We start from the raw sequence: 21,852 nt of genomic DNA, 5'->3' as shown, positions 1-21,852 counted from the left end.
CGCCCGCAGCTGCGGCCGCGTACCGTGCACGGCATGACGAAGCCCGACCACGACCACCTCGACGACGGCGTCGACATGACGTTCGAGGAACGCCGACAGGACACGTTCCGTCGCATGTCCGGATCCGACGAGCACGACGCCGACCCGCGGGTCGAGGTCTCCCGTGCCGAGGACGGCGACGTCCGCATCGACGTCGCCGACACCGCGGCGGTCCGACCCGGCGAGTGACACCCGTTCCGGCCCTGGTCCGCCGGGGTCGGTGGGGCACGGCATGATCGTGTCGTGCACCTCGTCCTCCGCCGCGTCGACGGCGGCGTCCTCGCGACGCCCCTGACCGACGCGGGGACCGCCGGAGGTGAGCCGATCCACCTGGACGAGCCGGGCCTCCCGGCCTTCGTCGCGGCCCACGATGCACCGGGCGTGCGCTGGGTGTGGGACGACACCGCCCGCTGGTACCCGGCCGTGCTCGCCGCTGGCGGGCGAGTCGGACGCTGCGTCGACCTGCGTCTCGGTCGTCGTGTCCTGCGGGCTGCGCTCGCTGCACGGGGATCCGCGCTCGCCGCTCGGCCGGCCGACGCCCTGGACGCTCCGGTCGCGGAACCCCGCGTGGTCCGGCCGACGCAGGCCCAGCTCTTCGACGACGCCCTGTTCACCGCCGCTGCGCCCGACGACGAGGTCGACCCAGTGGCGGAGTTCCGGGCGCAGCTCGCCGCGGTGGCGGGGTCGAGCGCTCCGGGTGCGCTCCGCCTGCTGCTCACCGCGGAGTCGGCCGGTGCGCTCGTGGCGGCCGAGATGCTGCACGCCGGGCTGCCGTGGCGTGCCGACGTGTACGAGCGGCTGCTCGAGGACGCCCTCGGGCCGCGCGTGCCCTACGGGGTGCGACCGCGACGCCTCGAGGAGATCGCCGCCGTCGTGCGCGAGCGCCTCGACGACCCCGGGCTCAACCCGGACTCACCCGCCGACGTCCTGAAGTCGCTGCGCCGGGCCGGCCTGATCGTCACGAGCACGCGGAAGTGGGAGCTGCAGGAGATCGAGCACCCCGTCATCGAGCCGCTGCTCGAGTACAAGCGCCTGGCGCGACTGCTCACCGCCAACGGCTGGACCTGGCTCGACGACTGGATCCGCGACGGACGGTTCCACCCGAAGTACGTCGTCGGTGGTGTCGTCACCGGGCGCTGGGCGGCCGACGGCGGGGGAGCGATGCAGTTGCCGAAGGGCATCCGCGGGGCGGTCATCGCCGACCCCGGGTGGAAGCTGGTCGTGGCGGACGCCGCGCAGCTGGAGCCCCGGGTGCTCGCCGCGATGTCCGGCGACCGGGCGATGGCCGCGGCCGGCGACGGGCGCGACCTGTACGACGGCGTGGTGGCGTCGGGGGCGGTCGAGACCCGGCAGCAGGCCAAGGTGGCGATGCTCGGTGCGATGTACGGGGCGACCCAGGGCGAGGGCGGTCGGCTCGTGCCACGCCTGGTCCGGGCGTTCCCGCAGGCGCTCGACATGGTGGAACGGGCCGCGCGTGCGGGGGAGCGCGGCGAGCCGGTGACGACGCTGCTCGGTCGGACGTCACCGGTGCCCGAGGACTCGTGGTTCGAGGCCCGGAACCAGGCGTACACGGTCGAGGGGACCCCGGCGATGCAGCGTGCCGTCGAGTCCCGCGCCCGGAGCTGGGGCCGGTTCACCCGGAACTTCGTGGTGCAGGGGACCGCGGCCGAGTGGGCGCTCGCGTGGATGGGTTCCCTGCGGTCGCGGTTGCTCGCGCGGTTCCCCGGAGCCGTCACGGACGGGCCGCACCTGGTGTTCTTCGTGCACGACGAGATCGTGGTGCACGCCCCGGCGGAGCACGCGGAGTGGGTGGCGCAGCAGATCCGGGAGGCCGCCGTCGATGCCGGACGGCTGTTGTTCCAGGACTTCCCGGTGACGTTCCCGCTGTCGGTCGGGGTGGTCGGCGCGTACTCGGAGGCGAAGGACTGAGGCGGCCGGGGCGGCTCCCGGCGGCTTCGGGCAGTGTGGACGGATGCACACCGAACACGGGGACGCCGCCGACCGCACCGTCGGCGAAGTCGACCTGACCCGTTGGCGCTCCCGTGCCGGCCGCAGCGTCGCCTGTGCGTGGACCGCGCTCGGCAAGCGCTTCGGCGCCATGCCCGTCCTGCTGCTGACCCTCGCCATCGGCCTGGGCGTCGCCGTCCTCGCCACGTGGATCGCCTCCGAGGTCTACGACGCCGTCCGTGAAGCCGACGACGTCGCGGTGCTCGACCGGCCCGTCCTCGACTGGGCGCTCACACTCCGATCACCCACGGCGGACACGCTCGTCACCTGGTGGACCGACATCGCCGGCACGATCGGGATGCCCATCGTCGCGCTCGGGTTCCTGGTCGGCTTCACGATCCAGCGCCGTGCGTGGACGCCACTGGTGCTCCTGGTCGCCGCGAGCGGTGGTTCGCTGCTCATGACGATCGCGGGCAAGGACCTGATCGGTCGCGCCCGTCCGCCGCTGACCGACGCGGTGCCGCCGTACGAGACGTCGCCGTCGTTCCCGTCGGGCCACACGCTCAACTCCACGGTGATCGTGGGCACCATCGTGTACCTGCTGCTCCTGCGGCAGTCGCGGGTCGTCACCCGGGTGTGGACGATCGTCGTGGGCACCCTGTTCGTGCTGTCGGTCGGGGCGTCGCGGGTGTTCCTCGGGCACCACTGGCTGACCGACGTCCTGGCGGCATGGGCGCTCGGACTCGCCTGGCTCGCCCTCGTGATCACGGCGCACCGGTTGTACCTGACGGCGCTCCACCACGGTGCCGAGCCCGCGCCGGACGTCGACCGCATCACTTCGTGAGCAGAAGACGTCGGGTCGCTCGCCCGCACCCGACATCTTCTGCTCACGAAGTCGCCAGGGCCCGCGCCGCCGGCGCCCCGAACGGCAGAGCGCCGTCAGCCGCGACCGGTAGGTTGCCGGGCATGGAAGAACGGGTCTTCGGCGGCAGGTACCGCGTCACGGGCACGCTCGGACACGGTGGCATGGCGTCCGTGTACCGGGCGGTCGACGAGCAACTCGGCCGCGAGGTCGCGGTCAAGGTGTTCCGCATCGGCCCCGTCGACCGCGGTGAGCGCGCCCGCGCCGAGGCGGAGATCCAGACCCTCGCGACGCTGCGGGCCCCCGAGCTCGTCACGCTCTACGACGCCGCACTCGACGACGTCGACGGCGACTCCTACCTCGTCATGGAACTCGTGCCGGGCAGTGACCTGGCGACCCGTCTGCGCGAGGGCCCGCTCGACCCCGCGACCGCCGCCCGCCTGGGCGCGCAGGTCGCCGACGGTCTGGCCGCCGTGCACGCGCAGGGCATCGTCCACCGTGACGTGAAGCCCGCGAACGTCCTGCTCGAGAGCGACGGCCGGCACGTCAAGCTCGCCGACTTCGGGATCGCCCTGCTCCGCGACGCCTCTCGGGTGACGGGGACGGGGACCGTGATGGGGACGGCCGCGTACCTGGCCCCGGAGCAGGTCCTGGCGAAGGAGATCACCGGCAAGGCCGACGTCTACTCGCTCGGGCTCGTGCTGCTCGAGTGCATGACCGGCCGTCAGCCGTTCCCGGGCAGTGCGGTCGAGTCGGCCACCGCCCGGCTCACCCGTTCGCCCGAGATCGACCGGCAGCTGCCCACGGCCTGGCGGACCCTGCTGCACGTGATGACCGCGCAGGACCCGGCGGAGCGACCGACGGCAGCCGAGGCGGCCGAGCGACTGCGTGCGCTGGGCCGCGACGAGCCGACGAACGCGACGCAGCTGCTGCCCGGCGCGCCCGGTGCGGTGACGGCCGCGGCTGCCGGTGCTGCGGGGGTCGCGGTCGGCGCCGGTGCCGCCGCAGCGGCGAACGCCGACGACCGGACGCAGGCGATGCCGGCGAGCGAACTGCCGAACGGCGGCGCGCGTCCGGGCGACGACGCCACCCGCGTCCTCGACACCCAGCGCCCGAACCCCGCCGACGACGTCTCGACGACCGTCCTCGGCGCCCAGGCGACCGACCGCGGCGCATCGGGCCCGAGCGGGCCGACCCCGCCGCCGGTCGCGCCCCGCCCGGTCCGGGGCGACCAGCCGCAGTACCAGCCGGAGAAGAAGAAGCGCGGACCACTCATCGCCGCGATCATCGTGATCGTCCTGGTGCTCATCGGCATCGGGGTCGCGGTGTTCGCCCTCAACGGCGACGACGACGGCACCCCGGCCCCGACGGACACCACGTCGACTGCGCCGACCGAGCAGCAGCCGTCCGAGGACCCGGGCGAGGAGCAGCAGCCGAGCGAACCGGCCGAGCAGCAGCCCTCACAGGAGCAGCAGCCGTCGCAGCCCGCCGAGGAACCCAGCGAGCAGCCGAGCGAACCGACCCAGCCGGAGCAGCCCACGCAGGACCCGCCCGTCGGCCCGGAGCCGAGCACCCCGGCCTCGAACCCGGTGCAGGAGCCGCAGGACGGCACCGGTGCGGTCGACACCACGTCGGACACCGCTCCCGGCAAGTCCGGCAGTGCCCCCGGGCAGAACAAGGACTGACACGCCGGGGTTTTCGTCCAGTCCCTGGAGCAAATAGGCTCGCCCCGTGCGAGAACTGCAACGGAGCGGTGGTCCGACGACGGCCGTGGCCGCTCGGAACGGTGTCGGCTTCGGTTCCGCGGAGGGCTGGCTCGTCGAACGACCAGCGGGCGGGTCGGTGGCCGAGGCGATCGTCCCCGGCTTCACCGGACGCACCATCGCCACCGGCGACGAGCTCTCCTGGGTCTGGTTCCCCGAGCGGACCCTGCCCGACGGGGCGTCGGAACCGACGGAAGCAGACCTGCCGCACTTCTGGGACGCCACGGCCTTCGCCGTCGACGTCGTCTTCACCGACGGCTCGCGGCTGCGTGACCACGCCGGGGTCCGCGACCAGTACGGCGATGCGGTCACCCCGGACGCGCAGGACGCGGCGCGCAAGCAGTGGGTGGACCAGTGGAACCGTCGCGCGGTCGACCTCACGCCGTTCGCGGGGCTGGTCGTCGACCGCCTGGAGGCCCGGCTCGGCTCCGACGCACCGGCTGCGGCCGCCGACGGTGAGCGTCCCGCACTGCGCGGCTGGCTCGACGCCGTCCGGATCGGTCCTGCGCGTCCGACCCCGACGACCCCGCTCGGCCACGTCCGGACGACCCGGGGTACCCAGGCATCCTCCCGGTTCTCCCGCGGCAACAACGCCCCGCTGGTCGGTGTCCCGCACGGTGGGGTGTTCGGCCTGCCGATGACGGACGCCTCGAGCAACCGCTGGCCGTACGCGTACCAGGAGCACGACCGGCTCGACGACCAGGCGCGGCTCCGCCCGGCGATCCAGGCCTTCGCGACGAGTCACATCCCGTCGCCGTGGATGGGCGACCGCGGGGTGTTCCAGGTGATGCCCTCGCCACTCGACACCCCCGACGTCGACCGGTCCGCCCGCGCGCTCGGGTTCGACCACGAGGACGAGCAGGACGGCCCGCACCGCTACCGTGTCGCCCTCGACCACGATGTGACGGCCGAGCTGACCGCGGGGGAGTTCGCCCTCGGGTTCCGGTTCACCGGCACCCGCAGCGTCGTGCTCGACCACCACGGCCGGGTGTCCGACGTCTCCGTGACGATCACCGACGGCACGGCCGTGGTCGAGGCCGTCCTCGACGACCGCCCCGGCACCCCGCCGCACCACGTGCACCTGCGGGTCCCTGGGGTCACCGCCGACCACACGACGGTCGGCGAGCACGAGCTGCGCGGCTGGCTGTCCGTGGGGGAACCCGGGGGCACCGGCGGCCCGGTCGACGTCCTGCTCGGCATCTCGACCGTCTCGATCGAGGACGCCCGCGCGAACCTCGACGATGCCGGCTCGTTCGACGCCATGTGCTCCCGTGCCGAGGCGCTGTGGACCGAGAAGCTCGCGACGCTGTCCTTCGACGGCGCGAGCCCCGACCAGCTGACGAGCCTGTACTCCGGCCTGTACCGGCTGTTCCTCTACCCGAACCGTGCCGGGGAGACCGCCCTGACCGGCACCCCGCGGCACCGCTCCCCGTACGGCGACGTGCTGGCGGACCCGATCCGCGACGAGCCCGGGCCGGAGATCGTCGAGGGCCCGTTCACCACCACGAACGGCTTCTGGGACACCTACCGCACGGCCTGGCCGCTCCTCGGACTCCTGACCCCCGAGACCGCTGGCGAACTCGCGCAGGGCTTCGTCGAACACCACCATGACGGCGGGTGGACGCCCCGCTGGAGTGCCCCCGGTGCCGAGGACTGCATGACCGGCACCACGAGCGACACCGTCTTCGCCGACCTGGCCGTGAAGGGCGTGCGCGGCTTCGACCTGGCCGAGGCGTACCGGAGCGCGGTGCGGAACGCGACCGTCCCGCCGCGTGACGAGCGCGTCGGACGCAAGGGGAGCCTCCCGGGAGCCTTCCGCGGCCACGTCGACACGGCGACCCACGAGGGGATGTCGTGGACCCTGGACGCGGCCATCAACGACTGGGGTCTGGCCGTCATGGCGGGCCTGCTCGCGTCACGGGCGCGGACGCCCGCCGACCTGTCCCGCTACGAGGCCGAGGCCGAGTGGTTCGCCCGCCGGTCGCTGCAGTACCGGCACGTCTTCGACTCCGAGCGCGGGTTCTTCATCGGCCGCGACCCGGACGGCTCGTGGCGGGTCGGCACCGAGTTCGACCCGCGCGACTGGGGCGACGACTACACCGAGACGAACGCGTGGGGCACCGCGTTCACGGCGCCGCACGACGGTGCCGGCGTCGTCGACCTGCACGGCGGGCCCGAGCGCTTCGACGCCGCTCTCGACGCGTTCTTCGCGACCCCCGAGACCGGGGCCCTGGCGCGCTCCGGCTCGTACGGCTTCCCGATCCACGAGATGACCGAGGCCCGCGACGTCCGGATGGGCATGCTCGGGCTGTCGAACCAGCCCGCGCACCACATCCCCTTCTTCCCGATGTTCACCGGGCGGCACGACGACGCGCACCGCATCGTCCGCGAATCGCTCGAGCGCCTGTTCGTCGGGTCCGACCTCGGCCAGGGCTACCCCGGCGACGAGGACAACGGTGAGATGAGCGCCTGGTACGTCTTCGCGACCATCGGCCTGTACCCGCTGGCGCCGTCGACCGGCACCTACGTGCTCGTGCCGCCGTCGGTCCGCAGGACGGTGCTGCGGCAGCCTGGAGGATCGCCTACCGTCATCGAGATCGCCGCCGGCTCCGCAGGCGCGTACGTGGCGTCGGTGACGGTCGACGGCTCGCCCTGGACCTCGGTCACCATCCCGCACAGCGTGGTCGTGGCCGCGTCGCGGATCGAGTTCACACTGTCCGACGAACCGCAGGGATGGGCGTCGGACACCCGCCCCGTCTCGGCCTCCGACGTGCACGGCTACCGGGACGCCCCGGTGGACGTCCTGCCCGTCGGGGTCTCGGCGCTCACCGACGACACCGGCCGCACCGTCACGGCGCTCGCCGCGGGGGAGTCCGTGTCCTTCGACGTGTCGTGCCCCGCTGCCTCGTTGTACACGGTGACGGTGGCATCGCCGGGGTCCTACTCGTGGCAGGTCGGCCTCGACGACGCCGTCTCCGCGGTCGACGGCGCGGAGTTCACGTGGGCCGGCCAGACCCGGGTGTTCCGGATCCTCGGCGGGGCTTCGTCGTTCACGTTCACCGCCGGCACCGACCTGGCACTGACGCAGCTCGAACTCATCGCGACCGACGGACAGCGTTGACCCGGCGTTCACCGAGCGGGAGCATGCTCGCCCCATGTCGATGAGCGCACCGTTCGATCCCGAACAGCAGGGCCGGTCCATCCCCGTGGACGGCAGTGACGAGTCTGAGCTCGAGATGGAGGAGGACCGCGGCGCCGACGTCAGCGACGACTCCGTCGACCCGAGCGTCTCGCCCGTCAGCCACCACGACGAGGACGAGGCCGGCGGCGGCCCGGTGTTCCGGCGTCCGCAGGCCGGTGAGCGGCTGCACCCGGACGACCTCTGACCGTTCCGGGGTTCCTCCGGGGTTTCTTGGGCGATTGCCAAGCGGCTCGGGCATGCTCGTGCGCATGTCGATCGCGAACTCGTGGGACCCGTCCGGTGGCCGTGCAATCCCGGAGGACCAGGTCCGTCAGGACGGGCTCGAACTCGACGAGGACCCGGCGATGCTCGGGATCTCGTTCGACGTCGTGGGTGGCGCCTCGGCCGATCCCGCCGGGGTGTCCCCGGTCGACGTGAACGTGCCGACGCCGAGGTCTGCTGGCGCCGACTCCGACGACTAGCGCGCGCCCGGTCGAATCGGGCGTACCTGGTCGAATCGGGCGTACCTGGTCGGAACTTCTGACCAGGTACGCCCGAAAGCACCTTGCATCGCACGCGTTCTGGGAAGGAACCTCAGCGCGCGGAACGGTCGGAGACCCGGTACTTGAACCCGACGTGCGAGCCGGTGAAGCCGAGGCGTTCGTAGAACCGGTGCGCTTCGGTCCGTGCAGCGTCGGACGTGAGCTGCACGAGCGGGGTCCCGAGGGCTGGCGCCGCGACGTCGGTCACCCAGCGCATCAGGGCACTCCCGATGCCGCCGGATCGCAGAGCACTGCTGACCCGCACCGCCTCGACGAGCAGTCGGGTGGCTCCACGACGAGCCATGCCGGGGATCCGGGTGAGCTGCAGCGTCCCGACGAGCTGCCCGTCGGGGTCCTCGGCGACGAGCAGCGCGTTCGCCGGGTCGTCCACGATCGACCGGAGTGCCTCGGCGTACTGCGGGCGGTCCGCCGGTGCGGCGACGTCTCCACGCGCGGCGCTGATCGGGTCGTCGGACAACAGCGTCATGAGTGCGTCGAGGTCCGCTTCCGTGGCGTTCCGCAGCGTCACCTCGCCGGAGCGTGTGGTCAGGCGGACGGGCAGAGCGAGGTCGTGGAGCACGACCCCACCCTGCCCGACCCGACCGGGGCGTTCCCGCTCAGGGAACGGTGTGTCCGGCCGCGGTGAAGATCCGGTACCACTCCTCGCGCGACAGCTCGACGTCCGAGCCGGCGGCCGAGTCCCGCACACGCTGCGGGTTCGTCGTGCCGAGGACGACCTGGAAGTGCGCGGGGTGGCGGGTGATCCACGCGACCGCGATGCCGGTCGGGGTGACACCGTGCGCCGCTGCGACCTCCTCGAGCACGTCGTTCAGCTCGGCGTACTGCTCACGGTCACCCAGGAAGACGCCGTCGAAGAAGCCCTTCTGGAACGGCGACCAGGCCTGGAGCGTGATGTCGTTGATGCGTGAGTAGTTGAGGATGTCGTTGTCGCGATCGACCGACTGCTCGAGGCCACCCATGTTCGCTGTCAGACCCTGCGAGATCACGTTGGCGTGCGTGATGCTGAGCTGCACCTGGTTGAACGCGAGCGGCTGGCGGACGTGCTTCTTGAGCAGGTCGACCTGGCCGGGGGTGTGGTTCGAGACGCCGAAGTGGTGCACCTTGCCGGCGGCGTGCAGCTCGTCGAAGGCCTTCGCGACCTCTTCCGGCTCGACCAGGGCGTCGGGGCGGTGCAGCAGCAGGACGTCGACGTACTCGGTCTGCAGCGCCTCGAGCGACTCGTGCACGGACTCGAGGATGTGCTCGTACGAGAAGTCGAAGTAGGCGCCCATCGGCGTCGGTCGGATGCCGACCTTGGTCTGCAGCACGATCTCGGCGCGTTCCGCGGGCGACAGCGTGACCGCCGCGCCGAACCGCTGCTCGCAGCCGTGCCATTCGCCGTACACCGCGGCGTGGTCGAACATGTTCACGCCCGCATCGCGCGAGGCGCTGTAGAGCGAACGGATGGCCCCGTCGCTCATGTCGTTGATCCGCATCAGTCCGACGACGACGTCGGAAGCGGTGAGGTCTGTCTGTGGCAACTCCAGTGTCTTCACGCCCTCGATCCTGCCAGTCGGTCCCCGGTGCAGGCAGGCCCTGCCAGTACCTCAGGCGCGTTCGGGCAGCAGGACGGCGAGCACCTCGGAGCCGTCCGTCCACGTCCCGGTCAGCGTCTCGCCCTCGGGCAGGGCGGTGCCGACGACCCGAGCGATGACGATCGTGCCGTGGTCGGTCGCGATCGACGTCAGGGCGTCCGCAGCGGTCGCTCGCACCGAGGTGACACTGGGGGAGTCGGATGCGGAGCCACTCCCGCGGGCCCAGGCGTCCTTCGGCCGCTGTCCGGCACCGTTGGCCAACTCGAGCGAGGCTTCGTGCCCACCGGTGACGATCGCCCGGCGCAGGACGTCGGCGTGGACGGGATCGCCCACGGCGTCGTACACCCACCGTCGCCCGAGCACGGAGTGGTCCATCTCGGTGACCAGGAACGCGTCGGCGCCGGGCAGTGGTGCATCCCGGTAGGTCAGTGGCGCCTGCAGGACCCGGCCGTCGTCGGTGCGGACGAGGAGCACCTCGATGCCGACCTCGCCAGCGGGGTCGTCGAACCGGAACTGCCCGACGACCTGGAGCGGCGATCCCGCGACGACGCCGCTCCACGCCTGGTCAGGGAGCCAGGCGGCGAGCGCCTGGGCCTTGGAGGGGCGGAGCGTTGCCTGCTCGATGACTGCCATGTCCTGACCGTACTGCCGCGCAGCACACTGCCGTCGGCGCACCTCGAGGTCAGTGGACGGAGAACCCGCCGTCCACCGCGATGGACTGCCCGGTGACGTAGGCCGACCCGGGCCCGGCGAGGAACACCGCCGCCGCGGCGAAGTCCGACGCCAGCCCGTTCCGGCCGACCAGCGTCCGTGCGGCGAGGGCCGCCACCGTCGCCGGGTCAGAACCGAGCCGCTCGTTGAGCGGGGTGCGCACGAAACCGGGGACGAGGACGTTGGAGGTGACCCCCTGCGCGGACCAGGCCTCTGCCTGGGACCGGGCCAGCGCCTCCAGGCCGGCCTTGGAGACCCCGTACGCGCCGCTGGCGGCGAAGGGGCGGTGGGCCTGCTGCGAACTGATCGACACGATCCGCCCGTACCCGCGGGCCGCCATGCCGGGTGCGAGCCGCTGCCCGAGCACGAACGGCGCGTCGAGGTTGACGGCCATCGTGGCGTCCCAGGTGGCCTCGTCGAGTTCGGGCATCGGCGGCCGCAGGTTGATCCCGGCGGAGTTCACCAGCACGTCCACGTCGCCAGCGGAGTCCGCGAGTGCGTGGGCTCCAGCGCGGCAGGAAAGGTCCGCGACGATGCCGTCGGCCGAGCGGCCCGCCTGGCGGATGCCGGCGACGGTGGCGTCGATGGTCGCGGGCGTCCGGGCGGCGACGAGGACGTGGGCACCCGCGTCGGCGAGTGCGGTGGCGATCGCTCGGCCGATGCCGGAGCTGCCTCCCGTCACGAGTGCGGTGCGGCCGTCGAGGCCGAAGAGCTGCTGCAGCGACATCCGGTCAGGCTACCGAGGCCCGTACGCTGGGCCGGTGCGTGACGACCTGCTGCCGATGCTCGCCTGCCCCGTGTGCGCCGAGCCGCTCGGCCGCGTCGACGGCGGCCAGGTCGGCTGCCCGAACGGGCACCGGTTCGACGAGGCGAAGCAGGGCCACCTGACCCTCCTGCCCGCGAAGCGCCGCGCACTCACCGCGGACACCCCGGAGATGGTGGACGCGCGGCTGCGGTTCCTGGGGCGTGGGCACTACGCGCCCGTCGAGCGGGCGCTCGCCGCGATCGTCGCGGACGCCACCGCGCCCGGCATCGTGCTCGACGTCGGTTCCGGTCCGGGGACCTACCTGGCGCACGCGCTGGACGCTGCGAACGCCCCGGACGGGAGGCCCGTGGCCGCGCCGGACGCGTCTGCTCCGGCCGGCAGTCGGCCGGGTCCACGTCTCGGGGTCGCGTTGGACTTGTCGGCCGTCGCGATCCGGCGTGCGACACGCGCCCACGAGCGCGCGGGGGCCGTCGTCGGGGACGTGACCGAGCGCCTCCCGGTCGTCGACGGGGCTGCCGCCGTCCTGCTCGACGTCTTCGCACCCCGCAACCAGACCGAGTACGCCCGCGTCCTGCACGCCGACGGCGTGCTCGCGGTGGTGACCCCGCGGGCCGGCCACCTGGCGGAGCTCGCCGAGGCGACGATCAGCGTGGACCCGGAGAAGGAACGCCGGCTGCACGACTCCCTGACGCCGTCGTTCGCGCTGCGGTCCTCCGAGGACCTGACGTGGACCATGGAGCTGTCGGCGGAGGACGTCCACGACGTCGTGCACATGGGGCCGAGTCACCACCACGTCGCGGCGGACACCGTGTTCGAGCCGGCGACGGTGACGGCCGCGGTCACCGTGTCGACGTGGACGCCGACGCGCTGACCGCGACCGTGAGGACCGACTAGTCGCCAGCCGGGGCGACGTCGAGCTGCCAGACCACGCCGAAGCGGTCGCGCAGCTGCCCGGCCAACGGTGCCCAGGCCGAGGGTTCCAGGGGCTGCCGGATCTCGGCGCCGTCGGACAGTGCGGCCCAGTACCGCTGGATCTCGGCCGTGTCGTCGCCGTGCACGAACACGTAGAAGGCGTTCGATCCCTGGTCGTAGGGCTGCCCGGGCCAGACGTCGAAGGCCATGACGCGGAAGCCGGCGGCCGTGGCGACCTGACCGAAGACGATCCGGTCCGCCCAGGCCGGGTCGTCCAGGGCGCCCATCTGGCCGTAGGTGGCGGCGGTGACCTCGCCGCCGAAGACCGATGCGTAGAAGTCGAGCGCCGCGCGGGCGTCGCCGTCGAAGTTGAGGTGGGTTGTCGTCTCGATGCTCATGGGACGAGGATGTCGGGCAATGCGGTCAGATCGTGTCCGCTTCTCGGACGAAGATGGACGCCATGGCCGGACCCTCCGCACGGATGCTCGCGCTGCTCTCCCTGCTCCAGGTGCACCGCGACTGGCCGGGGGACGAGCTCGCCGGGCGGCTCGACGTCAGTCCCCGCACCGTCCGCCGCGACGTCGATCGGCTCCGCGGGCTCGGGTACCGGGTCGAGGCGCTCCGCGGACCGGCCGGCGGCTACCGGCTCGAGGCGGGATCCGACCTGCCCCCGCTGCTCTTCGACGACGACCAGGCGGTGGCGATCGCCCTGGCGCTCGCCGTGGCGCCGGCCTCGGGGGCGGACGTCGCCGAGTCGGCGGCTCGTGCCCTCGCGACCGTTCGGCAGGTGATGCCCGCGCGGCTGCGGTCCCGGGTCGACGCCGTGCAGGCCGTGACCGCGACGAGCCGGACCACGACCGACCCTGACGTCCTGGTGGCGGTGAGCGAGGCCGTCCACCTGCAGGAGGTGTTCCGCTTCGGCTACGGCGAGGACGTGACCCCGCGCCGGGTGGAACCGCACGCCGTCGTCGCCCGGAACGGTCGCTGGTACCTGCTCGACCGGGATGTCGACCGCGACGACTGGCGCACCCACCGCATCGACCGGATCACGCCCCGGATGCGCACCCGCGTCCCCTTCACGCCGCGACCGATCCCCGGTGGCGACGCGGCCGCGTTCGTGTCCGCGCGGTTCAAGGGGTCCGCGGTCGACGACGTGTGGCCGTGCACCGGTTCGGTGACCACGACGGCGGACGATGCGCGGCGGATCGCGCCGTACCTGCCCGAGGACGCCCTGGTCGAGCAGCTCGAGGACGACCGGACCCGCGTCACCCTCGGATCGTGGTCGTGGGACGGGCTCGCCGGAGTCATCGCCGGGCTGGCCGCGCCGATCCGGGTCGAGGGGCCGGACGCGCTGCGCCGAGCCGTTCGTGACCTGTCGACTCGACTCGCGACCGCGGCCGACTGAGCCACCTCGGTCACGCGCGTTAGGAGCGTGCATGCGTCCGCCAGGGCGGCGTCAGGGATCCGTTAGGAGCGGTCTGGAGGCCCGGCGCAGGACCCAGCATCGGTCTCGGCACCACAAGTGGTGCCGTCCGCGTCACCCGGCGCGGACACCGCAGATCTTCTGGAGTCCCTCGTGTTCGACGTGTTCGTCGTCGCCGGTGTCCTCGCCGTGTTCGGCGTGGTGGCACTGATCGCCAAGGGGGTGGAACGGCTGTGATCGGCATCACCATCGCGGCCGCCGTCCTCGGCATCGCCGCAGTCGTGTACCTCGTCTGGGCGCTCGTGCGTCCGGAGCGCTTCTAGTGGGCGCCGCGGACGTCTGGGCGGGCATCGCCCAGGTCGCCACCCTCGTCCTGCTGCTCGTCGTCGCGTACCGCCCGCTCGGTGACTGGATGGCGAAGGTCTTCACGCCCGTCCGGCACAACCGGGTCGAGCGCGGGGTCTACCGGCTGATCGGGGTCGACCCGGATGCCGAGCAGTCCTGGCCCGTCTACCTGCGCGGCGTGCTGCTGTTCAGCGTCGCCGGGCTCCTGCTCGTCTACCTGCTGCAGCGCATCCAGGTCGTCCTGCCCGGCGACCTCGGACTGCCCGCCGTCGGACCCTCGCTCGCGTTCAACACTGCGGCGTCGTTCGTCGCGAACACGAACTGGCAGTCCTACTCGCCCGAGGCCACCGTCGGCTACACGGTGCAGATGGCCGGCCTCGCGGTGCAGAACTTCCTGTCCGCGGCCGTCGGTCTCTCGGTCGCCGTGGCCCTGGTGCGTGGGTTCGCCCGTCGCAAGTCCGGCACCCTCGGCAACGTGTGGGTGGACATCGTGCGCGGCCTCGGCCGTCTGCTGCTGCCCGGCGCGTTCGTCTTCGCGATCATCCTCGTCGCCGGCGGGGTCGTCCAGTCGTGGGGGAGCGGTACCGACGTCACCACGCTCATCGGTGGCACGCAGCACATCCCCGACGGGTTCGTCGCCTCGCAGGAGGCGATCAAGGAACTCGGCACGAACGGTGGCGGCTACTTCAACGCCAACTCGGCGCACCCGTTCGAGAACCCGCAGGCGTGGACGAACCTCGTCGAGATCTTCCTGATGCTCGTCATCCCGTTCTCGCTCCCGCGCACGTTCGGGCGACTGGTCGGCGACGACCGCCAGGGGTACGCGATCCTCGCCGTGATGGGTGCGATCTTCCTCGTGTCGCTGTCGGTCATGTCGATCGCCGAGCTCGGCGGCGGCGGCGTCGCCACACACGCTGCCGGGGCCGCGATGGAGGGCAAGGAGAGCCGCTTCGGCATCCTCGGTTCGACGCTCTTCTCGACCGCGACCACCTCGACGTCCACCGGTGCGGTCAACGCGATGCACGACAGCTACACCCCGATCGGCGGGATGATGGCGCTCGTCAACATGATGCTCGGCGAGGTCACCCCCGGCGGCGTCGGATCCGGCCTGTACGGCATGCTCGTGCTCGCCGTCATCACGGTGTTCATCGGCGGACTGCTCGTCGGTCGCACCCCGGAGTACCTCGGCAAGAAGATCCGCGCCAAGGAGATGACCTTCGCGGCGCTGTACATCCTCGTCACGCCGACGCTCGTGCTCCTGGCCACCGGGCTCTCGCTCGTGATCCCCGGGGTCCGCGAACAGGTGCTCGGGACGTCGATCTTCAACCCCGGCAACCACGGGCTGACCGAGCTGCTCTACGCCTTCACCTCGGGTGCGAACAACAACGGCTCGGCCTTCGGCGGGCTCACCGCGAACACCACGTGGATGAACTCCTCGCTCGGCGTCGTGATGCTGCTCGGCCGCTTCGTGCCGATGGTGTTCGTCCTGGCGCTCGCCGGGTCCCTCGCCGCGCAGGACCGGGTGCCGGAGACCGCCGGCACGCTGCCCACCCACCGCCCGCTGTTCATCGGGCTGCTCGGCGGCGTCGCCGTCATCGTCACCGCACTCACCTACTTCCCGGTGCTCGCACTGGGTCCGCTCGCAGAAGGACTGTCATGACCACCCCCGTGACCACGGAGTCGGAACCGCGCACCGCCGTGGAACCGGCCACCCGCTCGTCCGCATTCGGACCCCGCCAACTGGTGGCGGGCCTCCCGGGCGCCCTGCGGAAACTCGATCCGCGACTCATGTGGCGGAACCCCGTCATGTTCATCGTCGAGGTCGGCGCAGCGCTGACGACGGCGGCCGCCGTCGTCGAGCCGTCCGCGTTCACGATCGCCATCGCCGTCTGGCTCTGGCTGACCGTCGTCTTCGCCAACCTGGCGGAGTCGGTGGCCGAGGGTCGCGGCAAGGCGCAGGCCGACACCCTGCGGAAGACCCGTTCGACCACGAGCGCCCGCCGGGTGCTCGGGTACGCGACGACCGACGCGGCCGCGACCGGCAACGAAACCGAGGAGGTCGCGTCCGTCGACCTGGCCAAGGGCGACGTGGTCGTGGTCGTCGCCGGTGAGGTCATCCCGGGCGACGGCGACGTCATCGACGGCATCGCGTCGGTCGACGAGTCGGCCGTCACGGGTGAGTCCGCACCGGTCATCCGCGAGTCCGGCGGTGACCGCAGCGCCGTCACCGGCGGCACCCGGGTGCTGTCGGACCGGATCGTCGTGCGCATCACCTCGACGCCGGGCGAGACCTTCATCGACCGGATGATCCGCCTGGTCGAGGGGGCGGCACGGCAGAAGACGCCGAACGAGATCGCGCTGAACATCCTGCTTGCCTCGTTGTCGATCGTCTTCGTGATCGTCTGCCTGACGATGCAGCCCATCGCGGGGCTCGTCGGTGCGACGGTCAGCGTGCCGGTGCTCATCGCCCTGCTCGTCTGCCTCATCCCGACCACCATCGGAGCCCTGCTCTCCGCGATCGGCATCGCCGGCATGGACCGGCTCGTGCAGCACAACGTGCTGGCGATGTCGGGCCGCGCGGTCGAGGCCGCCGGTGACATCACGACGCTGCTGCTCGACAAGACCGGCACGATCACCTACGGCAACCGTCGGGCATCCCGCGTGGTGCCGGTGCCGGGTGTGAGTGAGGCCTCGCTGATGGAAGCGGCAGCCCTGTCGAGTGCTGCGGACTCGACCCCTGAGGGGCGCTCGATCGTCGACCTGGCGCGCGAGGACGGCGCCGCCGTCGGCCTGCCGGACGGCGCCGTCGAGGTGCCGTTCACGGCGCAGACGCGCATGTCGGGTCTCGACCTGCCCGACGGCTCGCAGATCCGGAAGGGTGCCGCTGCGGCAGTGCTCGCCTGGGCGGACACCACCGAAGCCGGTGTCGTGTCGGCCATCGATGCGACCGTCGCGGAGATCTCCGACCAGGGCGGCACCCCGCTCGTCGTCGGTCGCCGCTCGTCGACGGGCGCGGTCACGTTGCTCGGTGTCGTGCACCTGAAGGACGTCGTCAAGGACGGCATGGCGTCGCGGTTCGCCGAGCTCCGGTCGATGGGCATCCGCACGGTGATGATCACGGGCGACAACCCGCGCACCGCGGCCGCCATCGCCCACGAGGCCGGCGTCGACGACTTCCTCGCCGAGGCCACCCCGGAGGACAAGCTCGCGTACATCAAGCGCGAGCAGGAGGGCGGCAACCTCGTCGCCATGACCGGTGACGGCACCAACGACGCCCCGGCCCTGGCGCAGGCGGACGTCGGCGTCGCGATGAACACCGGCACGACGGCGGCGAAGGAGGCGGGCAACATGGTCGACCTCGACTCCGACCCGACCAAGCTCATCGACGTCGTCCGCATCGGCAAGCAGCTGCTCATCACCCGCGGTGCCCTGACCACCTTCTCCATCGCCAACGACGTCGCGAAGTACTTCGCGATCATCCCGGCGATGTTCCAGGCGGCGTTCCCGGGGCTCGCTGCGCTCAACATCATGGGGCTGCACAGCCCGTCGTCCGCGATCCTGTCGGCGGTCATCTTCAACGCGCTGGTCATCGTGGCGCTCATCCCGCTGTCCCTGCGTGGCGTCAAGTACCGCGCAGCCGCAGCGTCGTCGATCCTCGGCCGCAACCTGCTCGTCTACGGGCTGGGCGGAGTGGTCGTCCCCTTCATCGGCATCAAACTGATCGACCTCGTGGTCGGTCTCATCCCGGGGTTCTAGTCATGGCATCTGCACGTTCCACCTTCCGTTCCGCCGGTGTGGCCATCCGCCTCACCCTCGTCGCCACCGTCGTCCTGGGCGTCGGGTACCCGCTCGCCGTCTGGGGCGTCGGCCAGGCGGCGTTCCACGACCAGGCCAACGGCTCGATGGTCACGGACTCGTCCGGCAAGGTCGTCGGTTCCTCGTTGATCGGGCAGTCGTTCACGGGCAAACAGGCCGATCGCTGGTTCCAGTCGCGGCCGTCCGCCGCCGGGGACGGCTACGACGCGGGAGCGTCCTCCGGCTCGAACCTCGGGCCGAACAACGCCGACCTGCTCAAGGCCGTCGAGGAGCGTCGTGCGGCGCTGGCGAAGGCCGACGGGGTCTCCGCCGCGCAGGTGCCCGCCGACGCCGTGACCGCTTCCGGTTCGGGGCTCGACCCGGACATCAGCCCCGCCTACGCGTCGCAGCAGGTGGCCCGTGTGGCCTCGGCGCGCGGCCTGTCAGCGGACACCGTGCGGCAGCTGGTGGCGTCGCACACCGAGTCGCGGCAGCTCGGGTTCCTCGGTGAGCCCGTGGTGAACGTGCTCGCGCTGAACCTGGCGCTGGCGAAGGCGTCCTGAGCGTGGGTGGCCCGGCGCGAGTGCGCTGCGCACAACCGAACTCGCGCGGAACCGCGGAACCGCGGAATCGCGCGGCGCGAGGTCACTTTGGTTGTGCGCAGCCCCCGCGCCGACCCCCGCACGCGAGAGGATGAGCACGTGAAGCGCGGGAAGCTGCGGGTCCTGCTCGGTGCGGCGCCCGGTGTCGGCAAGACCTACACGATGCTCGAAGAGGGGCGTCGGTTGCTCGACGAGGGTCGCGACGTGGTCGTCGCCGTCGTCGAGACGCACGAGCGCGCCGCCACCGCAGCACTGGTGAACGGGCTCGAGGTCGTGCCCCGCCGCACCGTCTCGCACCGGGGCGTCGACCTCGACGACCTCGATCTCGACGCCGTCATCGCCCGGGCACCCGAGGTCGCGCTGGTCGACGAACTCGCGCACACGAACGCCCCGGGGAGTCCGAACGAGAAGCGCTGGCAGGACGTCGAAGCGCTGCGGGACGCCGGCATCGACGTCATCTCGACCGTCAACGTGCAGCACATGCAGTCCCTCGGCGACGTGGTCCGCGAGATCACCGGCACCGTGCAGCGCGAGACCGTCCCCGACGCCGTGGTGCGTGCGGCCGACCAGATCGAGGTCGTCGACCTGGCCCCGGCAGCGCTGCGCGAACGGCTCTCCGACGGGCTCGTCTACCCGGCGGCCCGGATCGACGCCGCGCTGTCGAACTACTTCCGCCTCGGCAACCTCACCGCACTGCGCGAGATCGCCCTGCTCTGGCTCGCCGACGAGGTCGACGACGCGCTCAAGGCCTACCGCGCCGAGCACGGCATCGAGCACCGGTGGGAGACCCGGGAGCGCGTGCTCGTCGCCCTGACCGGTGGCCCCGAGGGCGAGACCCTGCTGCGCCGCGGCGCCCGCATCGCCGCCCGCAGCGCCGGTGGGGAACTCGCCGCCGTGCACGTCACGACGAACGACGGCCTGCGCGTCCGGCACCCCGGCGCGCTCGGCAAGCAGCGGACCCTGCTCGAGCAGCTCGGTGGCACGTACCACCAGGTCGTCGGCGACGACGTGCCGAGCACGCTGGTGCGGTTCGCGCGGTCGATCGACGCCACCCAGATCGTGATCGGGGTCAGCCGCCGCAGCCGGCTCGCGGCCGCCATGACCGGTCCGGGGATCGGCAACACCGTGATCCGCGAGTCCGGCGACATCGACGTGCACGTCGTCACGCACGAGCGCGCCGGCGGCGGGATCACCCTGCCCAAGCTCGGCGGCAGCCTGTCCCGCGGCCGGGTGGTCGCCGCGTTCGTGCTGTCGGTCCTGGTCGGGCCGCTGCTCACCTGGGTGCTGTCGATCGGCAGCGACCCGGACGCCATCACGGTGGACGTGCTGGCGTACCAGCTGCTCGTCCTGGTCGTGGCGCTCGTGGGCGGGATGTGGCCGGCGGTCTTCACGGCCGTGCTGTCCGGGCTGAGCCTCGACTACTTCTTCGTGCAACCCCTCTACATGGTCACCGTCCAGCAGCCGTGGCACCTGTTCGCCCTGGTCATGTACGTGATCAGTGCGGTGCTGGTCAGCTTCGTGGTCGACCGGTCCGCCCGGCGGTCGCGTGCTGCCCGTCGGGCCTCGGCTGAGTCCGGGCTCCTGATGGGCATCGCCGGCAGCGTGCTCCGCGGCGACGACGCCCTGCAGGCACTGCTCGACCGCACACGAGAGGCGTTCGGCTTCGCCGGCGTCCGGATCCGCCAGGGCGACGAGGTGCCGGCGACCTCCGGCGAGTTCGGTGCGACGCCGGACGCGTCGACGACGCTGGCGTCCGGTGCCGTGCTCGAGTTCGCCGGCGCGCCCGACGACCCGACCCAGCGCCGGCTGCTGCGGGTCGTCGAGCAGCAGCTCGACGCCGCCGTCGAGCACCGCGAGCTGACACGCACCGCCGTCGGCGCCGAGCGCATCGCCGCCGCCGACCGGGTCCGGAGCGCGCTGCTCGCGGCCGTCGGCCACGACGTGCGCCGCCCCATCGCCGCGGCCTCCGCCGCCGTGCAGACGCTGCGTGCGTCCGACATCGACCTGTCCGGGGCCGACCGGGAGGCGCTGCTCGCGACCGCCGACGAGAGCCTCGGTCAGCTGGCGGTGCTGTTGGCAGACCTGTTGGACGTCAGTCGGGTCCAGGCCGGTGTCCTCGCGGTCACCCCGGCGGCGATCGCGCTCGAGACGGTGGTCGCCCCCGCGCTCGATGAGCTGGAGCTCGGCCCGGACGACGTCGACCTCGACCTGCCCGCGGATCTGCCGCCGGTGCTCGCCGACCCGGTCCTGCTGCAGCGCGTCGTCGTGAACCTGCTCGCCAACGCGGCGCGGTACGCCCCGGACGGCACCCACGTCCGGGTCGCCGCGAGCGCGTTCGCCGGCGGGGTGGAGCTCCGCGTCGCCGACCACGGTCCCGGCATCCCCGAGGACCGCCGCGACGAGGTGTTCCAGCCGTTCCAGCGACTCGGTGACACCGACAACGAGACCGGCCTCGGGCTCGGCCTGGCCCTGGCGCGTGGGTTCACCGAGGGCATGGGCGGCACGATCGAGGTCGACGACACCCCGGGCGGTGGGCTCACCGTCGTGGTGCGGCTGCCGATCGCCGGGCACGTGGGAGTGGAGATCCGATGAAGGTCCTGATCGCTGACGACGACGCGCAGCTCGTCCGCGCGCTCTCGGTGACGCTCTCGGCGCGCGGGTACGACGTCGTCACGGCTCGGGACGGGCGCGAGGCGATCGACGCCGTCATCACCGAGCGCCCCGATCTGGTGCTGCTCGACCTCGGCATGCCCCGGCTCGACGGCATCGGCGTGCTCGAGGGCGTCCGGGCCTGGTCGCAGGTGCCGGTCCTCGTGCTCTCCGGGCGCACCGACTCGTCCGACAAGGTCGACGCGCTCGACGCCGGTGCCGACGACTACGTGACGAAGCCGTTCCAGATGGACGAGCTCCTCGCCCGGCTGCGGGCACTCGGACGGCGACGGGTGGTGGCGTCGGAGGAGACCCCGACGATCGCGATCGGACCGCTGCTCGTCGACCTCGTGGCGAAGCAGGTCACCCCGGCCGAGGGTCCGGCGATCCGCCTGACGCCCACCGAGTGGCGCCTGCTCGAGGTCCTGGTCACGAACCCCGACCGCCTGATGACCCGCGAGATGCTGTTGACCGAGGTCTGGGGGCCGACGCACGGCAACGACTCCGGGTACCTGCGGCTGTACATGGCGCAGCTGCGGCGGAAGCTCGAACCCGACCCCGCGCACCCGCGCTACCTGGTGACGGAGTCCGGCATGGGGTACCGCTTCGCCCCCGGAGCGTAGGAAGCCGACGCCGCCGGCACCCTGGCGGGTCGCTGTCGGGGAACTATCGTGTGTGTGGCGGGTCCCTGTCGTGGTGCGCCGTTCCGCGGTTCCCTAC

21 protein-coding genes are annotated in these 21,852 nt (G+C 72.3%); 16 read left to right on the top strand and 5 right to left on the bottom strand.

The genetic code is table 11. The features are described from left to right. Positions 1-33 precede the first annotated feature (33 nt). The 7 genes from BIU89_RS07815 (at position 34) to BIU89_RS07785 (ending at position 8,274) form a co-directional block, all read left to right on the top strand. On the top strand, positions 34-228 hold the full coding sequence (locus BIU89_RS07815; RefSeq protein ID WP_017887924.1) for a hypothetical protein: 195 nt from the start codon (positions 34-36) through the stop codon (positions 226-228). A gap of 54 nt (positions 229-282) precedes the next feature. After that, positions 283-1,968 carry a bifunctional 3'-5' exonuclease/DNA polymerase gene (locus BIU89_RS07810; protein ID WP_071245603.1) on the top strand — a complete coding sequence of 562 codons (1,686 nt, stop codon included), beginning with the start codon at positions 283-285 and terminating at the stop codon, positions 1,966-1,968. A 43-nt stretch (positions 1,969-2,011) separates the two neighbouring features. Beyond that, the gene (locus tag BIU89_RS07805) at positions 2,012-2,830 is read left to right on the top strand and encodes a phosphatase PAP2 family protein (RefSeq protein WP_071245601.1); all 819 of its coding nucleotides are present in this window, start codon (positions 2,012-2,014) and stop codon (positions 2,828-2,830) included. 122 nt (positions 2,831-2,952) lie between these two features. Beyond that, a complete protein-coding gene (locus tag BIU89_RS07800; protein ID WP_071245599.1) occupies positions 2,953-4,533 on the top strand; it encodes a serine/threonine-protein kinase in 1,581 nt (526 codons plus the stop codon). A gap of 46 nt (positions 4,534-4,579) precedes the next feature. Beyond that, on the top strand, positions 4,580-7,732 hold the full coding sequence (locus tag BIU89_RS07795; protein ID WP_254791530.1) for a GH92 family glycosyl hydrolase: 3,153 nt from the start codon (positions 4,580-4,582) through the stop codon (positions 7,730-7,732). Positions 7,733-7,766: 34 nt separating this feature from the next. Then, positions 7,767-7,997, top strand: a complete 231-nt coding sequence (locus BIU89_RS07790; RefSeq protein WP_071245595.1) for a hypothetical protein — start codon at positions 7,767-7,769, stop codon at positions 7,995-7,997. A gap of 64 nt (positions 7,998-8,061) precedes the next feature. Beyond that, positions 8,062-8,274, top strand: coding sequence for a hypothetical protein (locus BIU89_RS07785; RefSeq protein WP_138802103.1), 213 nt, complete (start codon positions 8,062-8,064; stop codon positions 8,272-8,274). A gap of 112 nt (positions 8,275-8,386) precedes the next feature. Here BIU89_RS07785 and BIU89_RS07780 read toward each other — a convergent pair whose 3' ends face one another. Genes BIU89_RS07780 through BIU89_RS07765 form a run of 4 tightly spaced genes read right to left on the bottom strand, consistent with a single transcriptional unit; the run spans position 8,387 to position 11,367 of the window. After that, positions 8,387-8,914 (bottom strand): GNAT family N-acetyltransferase, encoded by a 528-nt coding sequence (locus tag BIU89_RS07780; RefSeq protein WP_071245591.1) that lies wholly within the window; start codon positions 8,912-8,914, stop codon positions 8,387-8,389. A gap of 37 nt (positions 8,915-8,951) precedes the next feature. Continuing rightward, positions 8,952-9,890, bottom strand: coding sequence for an aldo/keto reductase (locus BIU89_RS07775; protein WP_139178868.1), 939 nt, complete (start codon positions 9,888-9,890; stop codon positions 8,952-8,954). A gap of 51 nt (positions 9,891-9,941) precedes the next feature. Next, entirely contained in the window at positions 9,942-10,562 is a 621-nt protein-coding gene (locus BIU89_RS07770; RefSeq protein WP_071245589.1) for a CG0192-related protein, read from the bottom strand. Between the two features lie 49 nt (positions 10,563-10,611). Next, positions 10,612-11,367 (bottom strand): SDR family NAD(P)-dependent oxidoreductase, encoded by a 756-nt coding sequence (locus tag BIU89_RS07765; RefSeq protein ID WP_071245587.1) that lies wholly within the window; start codon positions 11,365-11,367, stop codon positions 10,612-10,614. 34 nt (positions 11,368-11,401) lie between these two features. Between BIU89_RS07765 and BIU89_RS07760 the strand changes: the two genes are divergently transcribed. After that, positions 11,402-12,277, top strand: a complete 876-nt coding sequence (locus BIU89_RS07760; protein WP_139178866.1) for a putative RNA methyltransferase — start codon at positions 11,402-11,404, stop codon at positions 12,275-12,277. A 19-nt stretch (positions 12,278-12,296) separates the two neighbouring features. On the opposite strand, the gene BIU89_RS07755 is transcribed toward BIU89_RS07760, so the two are convergent. Continuing rightward, positions 12,297-12,716, bottom strand: coding sequence for a VOC family protein (locus BIU89_RS07755; RefSeq protein ID WP_071245585.1), 420 nt, complete (start codon positions 12,714-12,716; stop codon positions 12,297-12,299). A 62-nt stretch (positions 12,717-12,778) separates the two neighbouring features. Between BIU89_RS07755 and BIU89_RS07750 the strand changes: the two genes are divergently transcribed. The 8 genes from BIU89_RS07750 (at position 12,779) to BIU89_RS07720 (ending at position 21,755) form a co-directional block, all read left to right on the top strand. Then, on the top strand, positions 12,779-13,723 hold the full coding sequence (locus tag BIU89_RS07750) for a helix-turn-helix transcriptional regulator (protein ID WP_071245689.1): 945 nt from the start codon (positions 12,779-12,781) through the stop codon (positions 13,721-13,723). 120 nt (positions 13,724-13,843) lie between these two features. Next, complete coding sequence (locus tag BIU89_RS19035; protein WP_302847409.1) at positions 13,844-13,978, top strand: hypothetical protein; 135 nt, start codon at positions 13,844-13,846, stop codon at positions 13,976-13,978. Next, positions 13,975-14,064, top strand: a complete 90-nt coding sequence (locus BIU89_RS07745; protein WP_017887940.1) for a potassium-transporting ATPase subunit F — start codon at positions 13,975-13,977, stop codon at positions 14,062-14,064. The genes BIU89_RS19035 and BIU89_RS07745 overlap by 4 nt, the downstream gene beginning before the upstream one ends. Continuing rightward, on the top strand, positions 14,064-15,746 hold the full coding sequence (gene kdpA, locus BIU89_RS07740; RefSeq protein ID WP_071245583.1) for a potassium-transporting ATPase subunit KdpA: 1,683 nt from the start codon (positions 14,064-14,066) through the stop codon (positions 15,744-15,746). Before BIU89_RS07745 ends, kdpA begins: the two co-directional genes overlap by 1 nt. Further along, positions 15,743-17,842 (top strand): potassium-transporting ATPase subunit KdpB, encoded by a 2,100-nt coding sequence (gene kdpB / locus BIU89_RS07735; protein WP_071245581.1) that lies wholly within the window; start codon positions 15,743-15,745, stop codon positions 17,840-17,842. The genes kdpA and kdpB overlap by 4 nt, the downstream gene beginning before the upstream one ends. Positions 17,843-17,844: 2 nt before the next feature. Further along, a complete protein-coding gene (kdpC, locus tag BIU89_RS07730) occupies positions 17,845-18,444 on the top strand; it encodes a K(+)-transporting ATPase subunit C (protein WP_027466797.1) in 600 nt (199 codons plus the stop codon). Positions 18,445-18,582: 138 nt separating this feature from the next. Next, positions 18,583-21,075, top strand: coding sequence for an ATP-binding protein (locus BIU89_RS07725; protein ID WP_027466796.1), 2,493 nt, complete (start codon positions 18,583-18,585; stop codon positions 21,073-21,075). Beyond that, positions 21,072-21,755 (top strand): response regulator, encoded by a 684-nt coding sequence (locus BIU89_RS07720; protein ID WP_027466795.1) that lies wholly within the window; start codon positions 21,072-21,074, stop codon positions 21,753-21,755. The genes BIU89_RS07725 and BIU89_RS07720 overlap by 4 nt, the downstream gene beginning before the upstream one ends. Positions 21,756-21,852 lie beyond the last annotated feature (97 nt).

Source organism: Curtobacterium sp. MCBA15_005, from assembly GCF_001864855.1.
In the GTDB taxonomy this organism is placed as follows: domain Bacteria; phylum Actinomycetota; class Actinomycetes; order Actinomycetales; family Microbacteriaceae; genus Curtobacterium; species Curtobacterium flaccumfaciens.
This window is presented reverse-complemented; position numbering and strand designations above follow the sequence as displayed.